This is a genomic window from Enterobacter sp. V89_11, assembly GCF_029967775.1.
Taxonomy (GTDB): domain Bacteria; phylum Pseudomonadota; class Gammaproteobacteria; order Enterobacterales; family Enterobacteriaceae; genus Enterobacter; species Enterobacter ludwigii.
On sequence record NZ_JASCAN010000023.1, the window covers coordinates 52552 to 68226 of the forward strand.

The 15675-nt window shown below is 55.0% G+C and carries 17 protein-coding genes; 11 read left to right on the forward strand and 6 right to left on the reverse strand.

Annotated elements, in window-relative coordinates; all coding sequences use genetic code 11:
• Positions 1-59: 59 nt before the first annotated feature.
• A complete protein-coding gene (locus tag QLG09_RS16395) occupies positions 60-2024 on the forward strand; it encodes a U32 family peptidase (protein ID WP_040017455.1) in 1965 nt (654 codons plus the stop codon).
• Here QLG09_RS16395 and QLG09_RS16400 read toward each other — a convergent pair whose 3' ends face one another.
• Complete coding sequence (locus QLG09_RS16400) at positions 2025-2255, reverse strand: DUF2554 family protein (RefSeq protein ID WP_025204219.1); 231 nt, start codon at positions 2253-2255, stop codon at positions 2025-2027.
• A gap of 242 nt (positions 2256-2497) precedes the next feature.
• Here QLG09_RS16400 and QLG09_RS16405 point away from each other — a divergent pair, with 242 nt between their 5' ends.
• On the forward strand, positions 2498-2860 hold the full coding sequence (locus QLG09_RS16405; RefSeq protein WP_020884170.1) for a hypothetical protein: 363 nt from the start codon (positions 2498-2500) through the stop codon (positions 2858-2860).
• A 158-nt stretch (positions 2861-3018) separates the two neighbouring features.
• Here QLG09_RS16405 and ftrA read toward each other — a convergent pair whose 3' ends face one another.
• Positions 3019-4020 carry a transcriptional regulator FtrA gene (gene ftrA / locus QLG09_RS16410; RefSeq protein ID WP_032670382.1) on the reverse strand — a complete coding sequence of 334 codons (1002 nt, stop codon included), beginning with the start codon at positions 4018-4020 and terminating at the stop codon, positions 3019-3021.
• Positions 4021-4093: 73 nt separating this feature from the next.
• Here ftrA and QLG09_RS16415 point away from each other — a divergent pair, with 73 nt between their 5' ends.
• The 8 genes from QLG09_RS16415 to zinT all read left to right on the forward strand — a co-directional run bounded on the left by QLG09_RS16415 (position 4094) and on the right by zinT (position 12110).
• Complete coding sequence (locus tag QLG09_RS16415) at positions 4094-4507, forward strand: rhodanese-like domain-containing protein (RefSeq protein WP_020884168.1); 414 nt, start codon at positions 4094-4096, stop codon at positions 4505-4507.
• 156 nt (positions 4508-4663) lie between these two features.
• Positions 4664-5767: a cobalamin-independent methionine synthase II family protein gene (locus QLG09_RS16420; RefSeq protein ID WP_047356507.1), complete on the forward strand. Its 1104-nt coding sequence runs from the start codon at positions 4664-4666 to the stop codon at positions 5765-5767.
• 203 nt (positions 5768-5970) lie between these two features.
• Positions 5971-7242, forward strand: a complete 1272-nt coding sequence (gene urtA / locus QLG09_RS16425; protein ID WP_020884166.1) for an urea ABC transporter substrate-binding protein — start codon at positions 5971-5973, stop codon at positions 7240-7242.
• 24 nt (positions 7243-7266) lie between these two features.
• Positions 7267-8841, forward strand: coding sequence for an urea ABC transporter permease subunit UrtB (urtB, locus tag QLG09_RS16430; protein WP_282489087.1), 1575 nt, complete (start codon positions 7267-7269; stop codon positions 8839-8841).
• Positions 8841-9914, forward strand: a complete 1074-nt coding sequence (urtC, locus tag QLG09_RS16435) for an urea ABC transporter permease subunit UrtC (RefSeq protein WP_050736783.1) — start codon at positions 8841-8843, stop codon at positions 9912-9914. The genes urtB and urtC overlap by 1 nt, the downstream gene beginning before the upstream one ends.
• Positions 9914-10711: an urea ABC transporter ATP-binding protein UrtD gene (gene urtD / locus QLG09_RS16440; protein WP_282489089.1), complete on the forward strand. Its 798-nt coding sequence runs from the start codon at positions 9914-9916 to the stop codon at positions 10709-10711. Before urtC ends, urtD begins: the two co-directional genes overlap by 1 nt.
• A 9-nt stretch (positions 10712-10720) precedes the next feature.
• Positions 10721-11419, forward strand: coding sequence for an urea ABC transporter ATP-binding subunit UrtE (gene urtE / locus QLG09_RS16445; RefSeq protein ID WP_014170038.1), 699 nt, complete (start codon positions 10721-10723; stop codon positions 11417-11419).
• 52 nt (positions 11420-11471) lie between these two features.
• On the forward strand, positions 11472-12110 hold the full coding sequence (gene zinT / locus QLG09_RS16450; RefSeq protein WP_251884457.1) for a metal-binding protein ZinT: 639 nt from the start codon (positions 11472-11474) through the stop codon (positions 12108-12110).
• 48 nt (positions 12111-12158) lie between these two features.
• Here zinT and ydeE read toward each other — a convergent pair whose 3' ends face one another.
• Complete coding sequence (ydeE, locus tag QLG09_RS16455; protein WP_309217783.1) at positions 12159-13448, reverse strand: efflux MFS transporter YdeE; 1290 nt, start codon at positions 13446-13448, stop codon at positions 12159-12161.
• A gap of 152 nt (positions 13449-13600) precedes the next feature.
• Here ydeE and eamA point away from each other — a divergent pair, with 152 nt between their 5' ends.
• A complete protein-coding gene (gene eamA / locus QLG09_RS16460; protein WP_282489091.1) occupies positions 13601-14500 on the forward strand; it encodes an O-acetylserine/cysteine exporter in 900 nt (299 codons plus the stop codon).
• A 38-nt stretch (positions 14501-14538) separates the two neighbouring features.
• On the opposite strand, the gene marB is transcribed toward eamA, so the two are convergent.
• From marB to marR, 3 genes are read right to left on the reverse strand one after another with little or no spacing between them, the layout of a single operon-like run.
• On the reverse strand, positions 14539-14757 hold the full coding sequence (marB, locus tag QLG09_RS16465) for a multiple antibiotic resistance protein MarB (protein ID WP_014170042.1): 219 nt from the start codon (positions 14755-14757) through the stop codon (positions 14539-14541).
• A 32-nt stretch (positions 14758-14789) separates the two neighbouring features.
• The gene (gene marA / locus QLG09_RS16470) at positions 14790-15170 is read right to left on the reverse strand and encodes an MDR efflux pump AcrAB transcriptional activator MarA (protein ID WP_008502237.1); all 381 of its coding nucleotides are present in this window, start codon (positions 15168-15170) and stop codon (positions 14790-14792) included.
• Positions 15171-15190: 20 nt separating this feature from the next.
• Positions 15191-15625: a multiple antibiotic resistance transcriptional regulator MarR gene (gene marR, locus QLG09_RS16475; RefSeq protein ID WP_020884159.1), complete on the reverse strand. Its 435-nt coding sequence runs from the start codon at positions 15623-15625 to the stop codon at positions 15191-15193.
• Between the last annotated feature and the right edge of the window lie 50 nt (positions 15626-15675).

The window sequence follows — 15675 nt, forward strand, 5'->3', positions numbered from 1 at the left end:
TGCCGCATACTTCTGACTACAATAGCCGCCATTTTGACCATAACGGATAACGACGAAGTATGCGCCTGCAATCCCATCATCTCGAACTCTTAAGCCCGGCCCGCGACGCCTCCATCGCCCGTGAAGCGATCCTTCATGGTGCTGATGCCGTCTACATTGGTGGGCCTGGCTTTGGTGCCCGTCATAACGCCAGCAACAGCCTGAGCGATATTGCTGAACTGGTGCCGTTCGCCCATCGCTTTGGGGCGAAAGTGTTCGTGACCCTGAACACCATTCTGCATGATGATGAGCTGGAGCCTGCGCAACGTTTAATTACCGATCTCTACCAGACCGGCGTCGATGCCCTGATTGTGCAGGATATGGGCGTGCTGGAGCTGGATATTCCTCCCATTGAACTGCACGCCAGTACCCAGTGCGATATCCGCACGGTAGAGAAGGCGAAGTTTCTTTCTGATGTGGGTTTTTCCCAGATCGTGCTGGCGCGTGAGCTGAACCTGAACCAGATCCGCGATATTCACCAGGCGACCGACGCAACCATTGAATTCTTTATCCACGGCGCGCTGTGCGTCGCCTATTCTGGTCAGTGCAATATTTCCCACGCCCAGACGGGGCGCAGCGCCAACCGCGGCGACTGCTCTCAGGCATGTCGTCTGCCGTATACCCTGAAAGACGATCAGGGCCGCGTTGTGGCGTTCGAAAAACACCTGCTCTCGATGAAAGATAACGATCAGACCGCCAACCTGGGTGCGCTGATTGACGCCGGTGTGCGCTCCTTCAAGATTGAAGGGCGTTATAAAGACATGAGCTACGTGAAGAACATCACCGCTCACTATCGTCAGATGCTGGATGCCATCATTGAAGATCGCGGTGACCTGGCGCGTGCGTCGGCCGGTCGTACCGAGCATTTCTTTATTCCGTCAACGGACAAAACTTTCCACCGCGGCAGCACTGACTACTTTGTGAATGCCCGTAAAGGGGATATCGGTGCGTTTGATTCACCGAAGTTTATCGGTTTACCGGTGGGTGAAGTGCTGAAAGTGGCAAAAGATCACCTCGACGTGGAAGTGACCGAGCCGCTGGCCAACGGCGATGGCCTGAACGTGATGATCAAGCGTGAAGTGGTGGGCTTCCGTGCGAATACGGTGGAAAAAACCGGTGAAAATCGCTATCGCGTATGGCCAAACGAGATGCCTGCGGATCTCTACAAAGCGCGCCCTAACGCGGCACTGAACCGTAACCTTGACCACAACTGGCAGCAGGCGCTGCTGAAAACCTCGAGCGAACGTCGTATCGCGGTGGACATTGAACTGGGCGGCTGGGAAGAGCAGCTGATCCTGACCATGACCTGTGAAGACGGTATCAGCGTGACGCATACGCTTGATGGTCTGTTCGAGGTGGCAAACAACGCGGAAAAAGCCCTTAACAACCTGAAGGATGGCGTGGCGAAGCTGGGGCAGACCCTTTACTACGCGCGTCATATCGACGTTAACCTGCCGGATGCCCTGTTTGTTCCGAACAGCCAGCTGAATCAGTTCCGCCGCGAGACGGCAGAAATGCTGGATGCCGCCCGCCTGGCTAACTATCCACGCGGCAGCCGCAAGGCCGAAACCGTTCCTGCGCCGGTTTACCCTGACACGCACTTGTCCTTCCTGGCGAACGTCTATAACCACAAAGCGCGTGAATTCTATCACCGTCACGGCGTACAGCTGATTGACGCAGCCTATGAAGCGCATGAAGAGAAGGGCGATGTGCCGGTGATGATCACCAAGCACTGTCTGCGCTTCGCCTTCAACCTCTGCCCGAAACAGGCGAAAGGGAATATTAAAAGCTGGAAGGCCACACCGATGCAGCTGGTGAATGGCGACGAAGTGCTGACCCTGAAATTTGACTGCCGTCCGTGCGAAATGCATGTGATTGGCAAGATGAAAAATCATATTTTCAAAATGCCGTCACCGGGTAGCGTTGTGGCCTCCGTGAGCCCGGACGATTTAATGAAAACCCTGCCGAAGCGTAAGGGTAATTAATTACCGAAAGTGTGTGTCTGGTTTGCGCGATTTCTGCCACAGGTGGTGTTCGCGCAAACCTTCCGCTGACTCTTCTGCAACGCTGCGTAATTCATCGCTATCCGCTTCATGGCGGAGCTGATGTTCCACATTCTTTACCCACACATATTCATGGCCTTTATGTCCTGCCATCAGCTGACCTGAAAATAATCCACACACCAGCAATATCAGCGTTAACCCTTTTCTCATCATTATTTCACCGTTGAATGCCATCGCGGGACTATCATGCCAATAATTTCGTCGGGAAATTATTCAAAAATTAAAATTAGCGCAAAGAGAGTGTCAAATTCTGTGCGGCGACAGCCGTGATGAGACTTTTCCTAAAATTAGCATCAAGTTTGTTAACCGCCAATTCTGGTACGTAATTAGCCACTAGCTTTAAGGATAAATCCTATATAATGGTTAAACTCTGGCTAAGGAATGGGTCTTGTTAAATGAAAAAAATGATAGCGCTTGCGCTGCTGGTGGTTGCTGTTGGGGCGGGTGCAGGTATTTACTCTATTAGTAATGACGAACCAGAATATATTCAGTCCGCGAAAGCGCGTGTTGGGTCATATTTAACCAGCGATTACGGACGCGTGGCCTGTAATAGCACCAAAATTGATGACCAGCGCTGGCAATTAGGCTGCACCAATCAGGCAAGAGGTAAAACATTCGAGTTCGCAGTTTATCCGTCTGAAAAAGCACCGTATGGTGTGTCGCGTTCGTTTTATCTGGAAGCCATCAATGATGATGCAAAACAGAGCGCGGAGCAGGGTCTGATGCGTTATTTGCAAATCAATACCAAAGCGGGTTAATCAGGCTGTTTACCTTTCATTGAGACTATGGATGTTAGTTTGTAAGAGATCCGCTGCCCGGCCATGGAGTGTCGGGACGTAGAGACCAAAATACAAATCTATCCATGCAAGCATTTACCGCCATATTATGGCGGTTTTTTTTGTCTGCAATCCGGCCACTAGCGGGCAGGACGCGAATAGTGTTTGCGATACTGGGCCGGTGAAAGGGCAAACTGCTGCCGAAAATGGTGACGCAGGGTCGATGCCTGACCGAATCCGGTCTGCTCCGCGATGCTGTCGATACTTAAGCGACTGCTTTCCAGATAATCTTTTGCCCTCAGCAGGCGCTCATTGAGCAGCCAGCGCGCGGGCGTGGTGCCGGTCGCATCCTGAAAGCGGCGCAGAAAGGTGCGTTGACTCATGCCGACCCGACGCGCCAGTGAATCAACGCTGTGCGATACGGCAAGATGGGTGTGCAGAAAATCAAACAGCTGACCGAGACGCTGACTTTCGCGCAGTTGCGCCACCGGGCGGCTTAGCTGCTGCGGCTGTGAGCCATCCCGGTGCGGGGGAATGACCAGACGACGCGCTACGGTGTTGGCGATTTCCATCCCATAATCCCGCCGGACTACGTGCAGGCATAAATCGATGCCTGCCGCGCTGCCCGCCGAGGTGAGAATGTCGCCGTCGTCCTGATAAAGTACATCTTCAACTACTTCAATGGCCGGGTAACGGGCCTTAAGCGCCTCAATATAGCGCCAGTGCGTTGTGGCTTTACGCCCATCCAGCAGCCCGGCAGCGGCAAGAACAAACACGCCGGAACAGATCGACAAAAGCTGGCATCCCCGCGCATTGGCCTTACGTAATGCCGCGCAGAGCGCGGGCGGAACCGGTGAATCCAGTCCTCGCCAGCCGGGCACAACGATCAGGTCGGCCGTCTCAAGCAGGGTTAAATCGCCGTCGGTGATGAGGCGAATCCCGCCGGTCGCCCGAAGTTCACCGCTGTCTACACCCGCGACGGCAAAACGATACCATTCGTCTCCCAGCTCCGGACGCGGCAGACCAAAGATTTCCACTGCCACGCCAAACTCAAAGGTACACAAACCGTCATACGCCAGCACAATGACCTGAGGGCGGGAAATCTGTCTTAAGTTTGTCATCTTTTTGCTGTTTTCTGGCATAAGCGAGCGCATTCACGGGCTGAATTTGTGGATAGAGTAGTGTTAACACAAACGCCAAAGATGAGGAAGGATCATGAGTTATGTTACTGAATTTCCGGCTGCTGAACCCCAGGAAGCCGTTACCCATTTTCTGCGCCGCCTGAGCGTCGAGACCGATTGCGCCGATGTGCATCATGCCATCACGAATCACGAGCAGGATTTCGTCCTGCTGCACGTCGTCGGGAGCCCGCAGCAGTTCACCCGCCGTCACGTTCCCGGTGCGCTACATATGCCGTGGCGTCAGATCACCGCCGAACGCATGGCCCAGTGGCCTGACGGCACGCTTTTTGTGGTCTATTGCGCCGGGCCTCACTGCAACGGTGCGGACAGAGCCGCGCTGAAGCTGGCGCGTCTGGGGCTGCCGGTGAAAATTATGCTCGGTGGGATCACCGGCTGGGAAGATGAAAAGTTTGAGTTTGCGAGCCAGGAATCGCTCTCCGCACTGTGAAGATGAATTTTTTTCAACACCCGTGAAATTTTCTCGTTTGCCGGCTGGCGGCAGGTATGACATCTTTTTTGGACATTTAGACATCCAGAAGTCTAAAGATTCAAATAATGAATTATCACTGCAGGCAATTATTGTCGGCAGATAAAGGAGATTTCCATGCAACGACACCATGCCCCATACCGCGCCGATGTAGTTGGCAGCTTTTTACGTCCGGATGCCATCAAACAGGCTCGCCTGAAATTCGCCAGCGGCGAAATTGATGCCGGGCAGCTTCGTGCGGTTGAGGATGAGGCGATCCGCCATGTTGTCGAGCAGCAGTGCGCCTGTGGCTTGCATGTGGTGACCGACGGTGAATTTCGTCGTGCCTGGTGGCACTTTGATTTCTTCGACGGTCTGCAGGGTGTTGAGCGTTACGATTCTCAGCAGGGTATTCAGTTCAACGGTGTACAGACCAAAGCCCACGGCGTGCGCGTGACCGGCAAGCTGGGCTTTGGCGATCACCCGATGCTGGAGGATTTCCGCTACCTGAAAAGCATTAGCGGGAATGCTCAGCCGAAGATGACCATTCCCAGCCCGAGCGTGCTGCATTTCCGCGGTGGACGCAAAGACATTGATGCGACGGTCTACCCGGATCTGAAGGACTATTTTGACGATCTGGCGACCACCTGGCGGGACGCGATCCGGGCGTTTTACGACGCGGGCTGCCGTTATCTGCAGCTGGATGACACCGTCTGGGCCTATCTCTGTTCGGACGATCAACGTCGTCAGATCCGCGAGCGTGGTGACGATGCCGACGAGCTGGCGCGTATATATGCCCGCGTTCTGAATAAGGCACTGGAGGGCAAGCCGGACGATCTCACCATCGGGCTGCATGTCTGTCGCGGAAACTTCCGTTCAACCTGGATTTCCGAAGGGGGCTATGAGCCGGTGGCTGAAGTGCTGTTCGGGACGGTCAACGTGGATGCCTTTTTCCTTGAGTACGACAATGACCGGAGCGGTGATTTTGCACCACTGCGTTTTGTTCGCCCGGGCAAGCAGCAGGTGGTGCTCGGCCTTATTACCACCAAAAATGGCGAGCTGGAGAACCCGGAAGGGGTGAAGGCGCGTCTGGAAGAGGCGGCGAAATACGTGGCTAAAGAGCAGATTTGCCTGAGCCCGCAGTGCGGGTTTGCCTCTACCGAAGAGGGCAACAGCCTGAGCGAAACCCAGCAGTGGGACAAAGTCCGTCTGGTGACGCAGATCGCCAGCGAAGTCTGGTAAACCTTCCGCCACAGCGCTGCATTATAAAAGTGCAGCGCTGTACCATTCTGAGTCGTTCTTTTTACATCCTTCGTTACCTCTCCTGCCATAGCGCTTTATCCATCCTGGCATCCTTTTTGCTCTCTCTAAGCTGACGTTTTTATTTTCTGCGTCCACGCCGTAACGGACGCCTTTGCACAGCTTTCTTTTTCAGGAGTGAAAATATGCACCGTCGTACCTTATTAAAAGCCTTCGCATTGTCCGCGTCTGTCGTAGCTATGGGGATGAGTTTTGGCGCTCAGGCGGCCGATACCATCAAGGTGGGGATCATGCATTCCCTTTCCGGCACGATGGCGATTTCCGAAACGCCGCTTAAAGATGTTGCGCTGATGACCATCGATGAGATCAACGCCAAAGGGGGCGTGCTGGGTAAGAAGCTGGAACCGGTAGTGGTTGACCCGGCCTCGAACTGGCCGCTGTTTGCCGAAAAAGCGCGCCAGCTGCTGAGCCAGGACAAAGTGGCGGTGGTATTTGGTTGCTGGACGTCGGTGTCGCGTAAATCGGTGCTGCCGGTGTTTGAGGAGCTGAACGGACTGCTGTTCTACCCGGTGCAGTATGAAGGCGAAGAGATGTCACCTAACGTCTTCTATACCGGTGCCGCGCCAAACCAGCAGGCAATCCCGGCGGTGGAGTACCTGATGAGTGAAGACGGAGGCAGCGCGAAACGCTTCTTCCTGTTAGGCACCGATTACGTTTATCCCCGCACCACGAACAAAATCTTGCGTGCTTTCCTGCATTCGAAAGGGGTGGAAGACAAAGACATTGAAGAGGTATACACCCCGTTTGGTCACAGCGATTACCAGACAATCGTTTCCAGTATCAAAAAATTCTCTGCCGGAGGGAAAACCGCGGTGGTTTCCACCATCAACGGCGACTCCAACGTTCCATTCTATAAAGAGCTGGCTAACCAGGGCCTGAAAGCTACCGATGTTCCGGTTGTGGCCTTCTCCGTGGGAGAAGAGGAGCTGCGCGGGATCGACACCAAACCGCTGGTGGGCAACCTGGCGGCGTGGAACTACTTTGAGTCCGTTGATAACCCGACCAACCAGGCGTTTGTGGCGGATTACAAAGCGTATGCCAGGGCACACAAATTGCCGAATGCCGACACCGTGGTCACCAACGACCCGATGGAAGCCACCTACGTCGGGATCCACATGTGGGCGCAGGCGGTTGAAAAAGCAGGTACCACCGACGTCGATAAAGTTCGGGCGGCAATGGCCGGTCAGTCCTTCAAGGCACCTTCAGGCTTTACGCTCACCATGGATGCCACCAACCACCATCTGCATAAGCCGGTCATGATTGGCGAAATTGAAGGTAACGGCCAGTTTAATGTGGTCTGGCAGACGGAACAGCCGGTGCGCGCCCAGCCGTGGAGTCCCTTCATTGCCGGTAATGACAAAAAGCCCGATCAGCCGATGAAAACCGCCAGCAACTAAGTTATCACCGCAGGGAGAATAGTCATGAACGCCATACGCACGATCATCGCTATTGTGTGGCTTACCGGACTGCTGCCAGGGATGGTGCAGGCATCGGATGCCGACCAATTCGTGGCCGCCAGTCGCAGCCAGCAGGCAGAACTGTTGACGCAGTGGGCAACCGCGCCGGAGGCGGCACGGTTGCCGCTGCTCCAGGCGCTACAAAGTGAAAGTCTCTACACCGACAGCCAGAAACATGCGTTTGCACAACGCCAGGGGGCAATGGTTCCCCTGGGGGAAACAAAAGCCGCAGCAGGCCAAACCAAAGCCGTGCGTCTGACCAACCGGCTGCGCAATCTGGTGGCGACGGCAATGGCAACCCATCAGCTCGTGAGTGACAGTGTCACGGAAAGGCGTGCGGCAGCCCGTCAACTCCAGCGGGATGCGCAGCCTGAAATGCTCGATTTCCTGCAAAAACGGGTGAGCAGCGAAACGGATGATGTGGCCCGTCAGTCGCTGAAGCTGGCGCTGGCGAACCTCCAGCTGGCAAGTCCGCAGGCTGCGGTGCGCCTGAACGCTGTGGCGCTGTTAGGGCAATCAGACGATCCGGACGTCCAGTCCCGGCTGACGCCGTATACGCAGGCAGGATCGGAGCCGGATGCCGGCGTACGTGCCGCCGCTGCCGAAAGTCTGAAACAGATTGAGCATCGCCTGATGTGGGGCGATCTGCTTGGTCAGGCGTTTATGGGGCTCTCGCTGGGGTCGGTACTGTTGCTCGCCGCACTGGGGCTGGCAATTACCTACGGCCTGCTGGGGGTGATTAACATGGCCCACGGGGAGATGCTGATGCTGGGCGCGTACGCCACCTGGATGGTTCAGCAGGTGATGGCCGGGCTCGCCCCACAGTGGCTGGCGCTCTACCCGATCGTTGCGCTGCCGGTGGCGTTTCTTGTGACCGCCAGCATCGGGATGGTGCTCGAGCGTACCGTTATTCGTCATTTGTATGGCCGACCGCTGGAAACGCTGCTGGCGACATGGGGTATTAGCCTGATGATTATTCAGCTGGTACGCATGACGTTTGGCGCCCAGAACCTGGAGGTGGCAAACCCGGCATGGCTGTCCGGTGGCGTGCGGGTGTTTGCCAATCTGACGCTGCCGTGGAACCGCATTGTGGTACTGGGTTTTGTGCTCCTGGTGCTGTTCTTCACGTGGCTCATTCTGAACAAAACCCGTCTTGGTCTGAACGTGCGCGCAGTGACGCAAAATCGCAGCATGGCGGCCTGCTGCGGGGTACCGACAGGTCGTGTCGATATGCTCGCCTTTGGGCTTGGCTCGGGGATTGCGGGTCTGGGGGGCGTGGCATTATCGCAGTTAGGCAACGTTGGGCCAGAACTGGGCCAGGGTTACATCATCGACTCGTTCCTCGTGGTGGTGCTTGGCGGGGTGGGTCAACTGGCAGGTAGCGTGGCCGCGGCGTTTGGGCTGGGGATCTTTAATAAAATCCTCGAACCGCAAATGGGGGCGGTACTGGGCAAAATCCTGATCCTGGTGGCGATTATTCTGTTTATTCAGAAACGTCCGCAGGGGTTATTCGCACTGAAAGGGAGGGTTACTGACTGATGAGCCAGCCGCTTACCTTAACGCTGGCGCGTAAAGCGCCACGCACGACGCAGATAGCCGGTAGCCTGATCGTGGCCTGCCTGCTGGTATTACCGTTTTTCGCCTTACTACCCGCGACGCATCCGCTGGCGATCTCGACCTGGATGCTCACGCTCACGGGTAAGATCCTCTGTTATGCCATCGTCGCCGTGGCGCTCGATCTGGTGTGGGGCTATGCCGGAATGCTCTCCCTGGGCCACGGTATCTTCTTCGCGCTGGGCGGCTATGCGATGGGCATGTACCTGATGCGCCAGGCGGCGGGTGACGGGCTGCCCGCGTTTATGTCGTTTCTCTCCTGGAGCGAACTGCCGTGGTTCTGGTGGGGGACGCAGCACTTTGTCTGGGCACTGGTATTAATTGTGATGGTACCGGGGCTGCTGGCGCTGGTGTTTGGCTGGTTTGCCTTTCGCTCAAAAATCAAAGGGGTCTATTTTTCGATCATGACCCAGGCGCTGACTTACGCGGGGATGTTGCTGTTCTTTCGCAATGAAACCGGCTTTGGCGGAAATAACGGTTTTACCGGTTTTACCACGCTGCTTGGGTTTTCTATTACCGCGACCACCACCCGTATTGCGCTGTTTCTGGCTACCGTGATGCTGTTGCTGATAGCGCTGGGCACAGGCTTCGCGCTGGCGAAAAGTAAGTTCGGTCGCATTCTGACCGCGGTGCGTGACGCCGAAAACCGCCTGACGTTTTGCGGGTACGATCCCCGCGGTTTCAAGCTGCTGGTGTGGACACTTTCAGCCGTACTCTGCGGTCTGGCTGGCGCACTGTATGTGCCGCAGGTGGGCATTATCAACCCGGGTGAAATGTCGCCAACCAACTCAATTGAAGCGGCCATCTGGGTTGCGCTGGGGGGGCGCGGCACGCTGGTCGGCCCGGTGATAGGCGCGGCGCTGGTGAACGGTGCGAAGAGCGTCTTTACCGTTGCCCTGCCGGAATACTGGCAGCTGTTTCTGGGGCTGATTTTCATCGCCGTGACGCTGTTTTTACCGCGCGGTGTCTACGGTCTGTTTCGTAAGGGAGAACACTAATGCAGCCAGCCGAAGAATTATTTACCCGCCAGTTACCCGGGGATCGCTATCGCGACCAGACCGATCCGGTACTGCAACTTGAAGCCATCAACGTGAATTTTGATGGTTTTCAGGCGCTGACGGACCTCTCACTGAACATTGGCGTGGGTGAATTGCGCTGCGTGATTGGCCCAAACGGTGCGGGAAAAACGACATTAATGGACGTGATTACCGGCAAGACGCGGCCTAAAAGCGGCAGAGCGCTGTACGATCAGTCCATCGACCTGACGGCGCTTGAACCCGCCGAGATTGCCCGCCGGGGCATCGGACGTAAGTTCCAGAAGCCCACGGTCTTTGAAGCGCTCACGGTGTGGGAAAACCTTGAGATTGCGATGAAAACCGATAAATCCGTCTGGGCGAGCCTGCGGGCCAGACTCAACGGCGAGCAGCGGGACCGTATTGACGAGATGCTGCTCTTGCTGCGGCTTGGCGGCGAGCGCGATCGCCGCGCCGGGCTGCTTTCGCACGGGCAAAAGCAGTTTCTGGAGATTGGCATGCTGCTGGTGCAGGACCCGCATCTGCTGTTGCTGGATGAACCGGCGGCCGGAATGACCGACGCGGAGACCGACTATACGGCTGAGCTGTTCAGAACCCTTGCGGGCAAACACTCTCTGATGGTGGTCGAGCACGATATGGGCTTTGTCGAAACCATTGCCGACCACGTGACGGTGCTGCACCAGGGACGCGTGCTGGCGGAGGGGTCACTTCGCCAGGTACAGGCGAATGAGCAGGTCATAGAAGTCTATCTGGGACGCTAAGGAGCCGTCATGTTACAGGTGAACGAACTGAATCAGTATTACGGCGGCAGTCATATTCTGCGCGGGGTCAGTTTTGAAGCGGCGACCGGTGAAGTGACCTGTCTGCTGGGGCGCAACGGGGTGGGGAAAACCACGCTGCTCAAGTGTCTGATGGGCCTGATCCCGGTAAAAACAGGCGACATTATCTGGCAGGGGAAAAAAATCACCCACAGCAAACCGCACCAGCGCGTGCAGTCCGGTGTGGCCTATGTTCCGCAGGGGCGTGAGATTTTTCCACGCTTAACGGTCGAGGAGAATCTGTTGCTCGGGCTGTCACGCTTCCCCGCCCGCGACGCAAAGCGCGTCCCGGAGGATATCTGGCAGTTGTTCCCGGTGCTTAAAGAGATGAAACATCGTCGTGGAGGCGATCTCTCCGGCGGTCAGCAGCAACAGCTGGCGATTGGTCGCGCCCTGGCGAGCCGGCCGCAGCTGTTAATCCTCGATGAACCCACGGAAGGTATTCAGCCGTCGGTAATCAAAGAAATAGGCCTGGTTATCCGCAAGCTGGCGGACAGAGGGGATATGGCAATCCTGCTCGTAGAGCAGTTTTACGATTTCGCCGCTGAACTTGCCGACAGCTATCTGCTGATGTCGCGCGGGACCATCATTCAGCGTGGACGGGGCGATACAATGGAACAAGAGGGCGTTCGCGGACTGGTTGCGATTTGAAATGTTATATTATAACATCCTCATTCTTATAAAACGGAGTGAGGAGTTTGTTTTGGCTGCACATATTGGCAAATTTGCAATGACTCTGGGGGCGCTGCTGGTAAGCGGTCAGCTGTTTGCCCATTCGCATGGACATCAGATGACGGAAGCGGAACAGAAGGCGGCGAACGGCGTCTTTGAGGATAAAGACGTCAAAGACAGAAAGCTGTCTGACTGGGATGGGACATGGCAATCCGTCTATCCGTTTTTGCTCGATGGCGCGCTGGATCCGGTTTTTAAACAGAAAGCGCAGAAGGATAAAAAATCCTTCGACGAGGTGAAAGCTTACTACCGCACAGGGTATGCGACGGACGTTGAGGCTATCGGCATCGAAAACAACATGATGGAATTCCACAAAGGTAAGGCGATCGGTCGCTGCCAGTATGATTACAGCGGCTATAAGATCCTGACTTATGCATCAGGTAAGAAAGGGGTTCGCTATCTGTTCGAGTGTAAAGATCCGGACAGCAAGGCGCCGAAGTTTGTCCAGTTCAGCGACCATACCATCGCCCCAAAAGCCTCTTCCCATTTCCATATTTTTATGGGCAACACCTCCCACGAGGCGCTGCTAAAAGAGATGGATAACTGGCCGACGTACTACCCGAACGAAATGTACAAACAGCAGGTGGTCGACGAGATGCTGCACCATTAATGGCCTGCCCGATGCCGGGTGGGCGTCATGCCGCCCGGCGTTGAGGACTTAAGCCACTTTCGGCATTTCGCACCACGCCTTCACGCTCATCCCACGCAAAATCATCAGCCAGGCAATCACGATGGCAACCATCATGATCGCAAACAGTGACCAGTGCGGCAGGTTGGTAAGGATAATACCGGTGATCATCGGGTTTGCCGCCGCCCCAAGCCAGCCCAGCGCCTGGGCAGAGAAGTAACTCGCTTTCATACCCGGCGGGGCAATATTGTCGATCAGCATATATTCGCCAGGTGCATAGATAATCTCACCCAGCGTAAACACCGCTGCCGCAATGCCCCAGTAGACCAGGTTTTCCCCGGAGAGCATAAAACCGCCCAGACCCAGGACGAAGAAGAGTGTTCCCACCGTCATCAGCGGACGTATATTGGTGGCGGAGATCTTGCGACCGATAACGTATTGCAGGGTGACGACCACCGCAGCATTCACCGGCAGCACCACGGCGACCACGTTTTGCGCAAAGTTGCTGTCGGCATTCGCAGCCAACACGTACTGCGAAATACAGCTGGCGAATGACCCGCCCACATACGACGCCAGCAGGCCGGAAAGGGTGTACCAGAAGAGGGCGCGGTCTTTAAGCAGTACTGACGGTTGCCACGGCATTTTCTCTTCGGTGGCATCGAGCGCAACGCTTTTTTGCACGAAGAAATGGATAAAACCGAGTGGCAGTGCGGCACAAAAAGCGGCCAGCCAGAACGGCAGCTGCAGGCTGTACATCACCAGTAAGGTTCCCACCGGCGGCCCGATCGTCCAGCCAATGTTCAGGAAGCTATAGTTTAGCGAGAAAACGCGCGCTTTTTGGCTCGAGGTTAGCACATCGGCAAACCAGGCCTTCAGCACCGTTGAAAATACCGAATAGGCGCAGTTAATCAGGGAAAAGAAGAGCACCACCAGCGTGACGTTATCCACCAGCGGGATAGCAACAAACCCGGCAATAAAGGCGACGATAGAAATCAGCATGTAGCGCTTTTTATCAAACTTATCGGCGAGGATGCCAAACCCCATACTGAATACCACACCGACGGTAAGCGCAATGGTCAGGGCATAACCAATATTCTCAACGCTCATATTAAATACGCGCGTGAGATAGATGGTCATAAACGGCAGCGTTGCCCCACGACCAATGGTTAATAATAACGACGACGCCAGCAGCGCTGCGGTTGAGCGCCTGAGTGATGGTTTCATATTCCTGCCTGACAATTGCGTTTGTTTTTTTTGAGCCGCAGAGATTCTGGCCGCGCTTGCTCGCCGCCATCCTGCAACGTGTATTATTTTAGGTATATATCAGGAGTATCACGACATAAGGGGCTTGTATAGCGCCTAATTTATCCGTAAGTGCTTCAGTTGACTGCCAGAAATAATGATCTTCTCGTGGCATGTTTTTTTCGTTACCTTGAAGTGTTTACAAAAATTTAATCATTCAGGGGCAGAGTATGACGCGAAAAGACGGGCTGCTGGCGTTGCTGGTGGTCATCGTATGGGGTCTGAATTTTGTGGTCATCAAGCTTGGGTTGCATAACATGCCCCCACTCATGCTGGCCGGTTTGCGTTTTCTGCTGGTGGCCTTCCCGGCGCTCTTCTTTGTCGCGCGCCCGAAAATTCCGTTCAGACTCTTACTGGGATACGGCCTGACCATCAGCTTTGGCCAGTTCGCATTTCTGTTCTGCGCCATTAAGTTCGGGATGCCCGCCGGTCTGGCTTCTCTGGTGTTACAGGCTCAGGCGTTCTTCACCATCATTCTCGGGGCGTTTGTCTTTGGCGAGCGTCTGCAGGGTAAACAGCTGGCGGGGATCACCCTTGCGGTGTTCGGCGTGCTGGTGCTGATAGAAGCCAGCCTGAACGGGCAGCACGTGGCGTTACTGGGCTTTATGTTAACGCTGGCAGCGGGGCTGAGCTGGGCCTGCGGGAATATCTTCAACAAGCTGATTATGCAGCATGAGGCGCGCCCGAAGGTGATGTCGCTGGTGGTCTGGAGCGCACTGATCCCCATTGTTCCGTTTATGGTTGCGGCGCTCGTTTTTGATGGGCCGGACGTGATGCTGAAAAGCCTGGTGGAAATCGATCTCACCACCATTTTATCGCTGATCTACCTTGCGTTTGTGGCCACCATTATTGGTTACGGGATCTGGGGATCGCTGCTGGGCCGCTACGAAACCTGGCGCGTGGCGCCGTTATCCCTGCTGGTTCCGGTGGTAGGGTTGGCCAGCGCCGCGCTGTTGCTCGATGAAAAGCTGAGTGCGCTGCAGCTGCTGGGGGCCGTGCTGATCATGGCCGGGCTGTACATCAACGTGTTTGGTTTGCGCGTGCGTCGGGTAACGCGGGCAAGAGGATAGGCATAAAAAAAGCCCCGCATCCGCGGGGCAAAAACGAATCAGAAGCTGTGCTGATTATAATAAGGCACGCCTAACTCGTCGGATTTGTCACTACCAGCACCCATGTGGTTGAAGTCATAAGGTGACTGGTCATGTGCTGACGGCAAAATCATCGTGTCACGATTATTTTGCTGCGTTGCACGAGGGGTTTGCTCCGCGAAGGTCTGGCTGGAAAACAGCACCAGCAAGGCGAGGGCGGCGGAGGCTGTAACTTTCATGATTTCCTCGGTTACGTCTTTACAGGCGATGATTAACTACAATGTTTTAGTGGATACAGGTATCGGGATTCACCCGGCACGCTGGTAATACGGTATTTGTGAGGCGGCACGTCGAAGTAGTTCTTAAACGTACGCGTCAGGGTTTGCTGTGATTCAAAACCGTAACGTTCCGCCAGATAAAGGATCGGCTCATTGCTTTCTTTCAGCTTCTGGGCAATTTCCGTCAGCTTGCGGCTGCGAATATATTGACCTAATGAATGGCCGGTCTCTTTTTTGAACATCCGTTGCAGGTGCCATTTGGAGTAACCTGAACGCTCTGACACTTTTTCAAGGGAGAGCGGCGATTCCAGGTTATCTTCGATCCAGTCCAAAATGCTATGAATAGTAATAGCGTCAGTATTGCGTCTGGACATCGTCATACCTCTTTTTCTGTTTACGGCAGTATTTTCTTAAGCAAAAGCTCAAGCGTTGCCACTTCATCTGCCGTTAAGTTTTTTGTTAGTTCCTGATGCAGTGTTTGTCCTACTAGTTGATGACATTGCTCGCACATAGCCGCGCCATCGCTGGTGAGTTTCACCAGGACGCCGCGTTTGTCATTCGGGTTAGGGCTTCGTTCTATCCATCCTTTGCAAACGAGACGATCGAGCATGCGGGTTAGCGCACCCAGATCGACAGAGAGCACCTTTTTCAGCTCAACCGGCGTGATACACACTTCGCAGCGAATGGAGCACAGCACTTTGAACTGCGTGGCGGTGATATCCAGCGGTGACAGATAGTCATTGAGCAGGCGATCTTTTTTCTGGTTAACCATATGAATAAGACGACCCAGCGGAATAATGTCGTTAAAGAGATCACTGGTGCTTTTCACAATGGTTGCCCTGGCAAGTAGTTTAGTCACGGCAGATATTATTGCTCAGG

What these genes read in the sequence shown, in the direction of transcription:
- QLG09_RS16395 (WP_040017455.1), top strand. Translation starts at nt 60, where the DNA reads ATGCGCCTGCAATCCCATCATCTCGAACTCTTAAGCCCGGCCCGCGAC.
- QLG09_RS16400 (WP_025204219.1), bottom strand. Translation starts at nt 2,255, where the DNA reads ATGATGAGAAAAGGGTTAACGCTGATATTGCTGGTGTGTGGATTATTT.
- QLG09_RS16405 (WP_020884170.1), top strand. Translation starts at nt 2,498, where the DNA reads ATGAAAAAAATGATAGCGCTTGCGCTGCTGGTGGTTGCTGTTGGGGCG.
- ftrA (WP_032670382.1), bottom strand. Translation starts at nt 4,020, where the DNA reads ATGCCAGAAAACAGCAAAAAGATGACAAACTTAAGACAGATTTCCCGC.
- QLG09_RS16415 (WP_020884168.1), top strand. Translation starts at nt 4,094, where the DNA reads ATGAGTTATGTTACTGAATTTCCGGCTGCTGAACCCCAGGAAGCCGTT.
- QLG09_RS16420 (WP_047356507.1), top strand. Translation starts at nt 4,664, where the DNA reads ATGCAACGACACCATGCCCCATACCGCGCCGATGTAGTTGGCAGCTTT.
- urtA (WP_020884166.1), top strand. Translation starts at nt 5,971, where the DNA reads ATGCACCGTCGTACCTTATTAAAAGCCTTCGCATTGTCCGCGTCTGTC.
- urtB (WP_282489087.1), top strand. Translation starts at nt 7,267, where the DNA reads ATGAACGCCATACGCACGATCATCGCTATTGTGTGGCTTACCGGACTG.
- urtC (WP_050736783.1), top strand. Translation starts at nt 8,841, where the DNA reads ATGAGCCAGCCGCTTACCTTAACGCTGGCGCGTAAAGCGCCACGCACG.
- urtD (WP_282489089.1), top strand. Translation starts at nt 9,914, where the DNA reads ATGCAGCCAGCCGAAGAATTATTTACCCGCCAGTTACCCGGGGATCGC.
- urtE (WP_014170038.1), top strand. Translation starts at nt 10,721, where the DNA reads ATGTTACAGGTGAACGAACTGAATCAGTATTACGGCGGCAGTCATATT.
- eamA (WP_282489091.1), top strand. Translation starts at nt 13,601, where the DNA reads ATGACGCGAAAAGACGGGCTGCTGGCGTTGCTGGTGGTCATCGTATGG.
- marB (WP_014170042.1), bottom strand. Translation starts at nt 14,757, where the DNA reads ATGAAAGTTACAGCCTCCGCCGCCCTCGCCTTGCTGGTGCTGTTTTCC.
- marA (WP_008502237.1), bottom strand. Translation starts at nt 15,170, where the DNA reads ATGTCCAGACGCAATACTGACGCTATTACTATTCATAGCATTTTGGAC.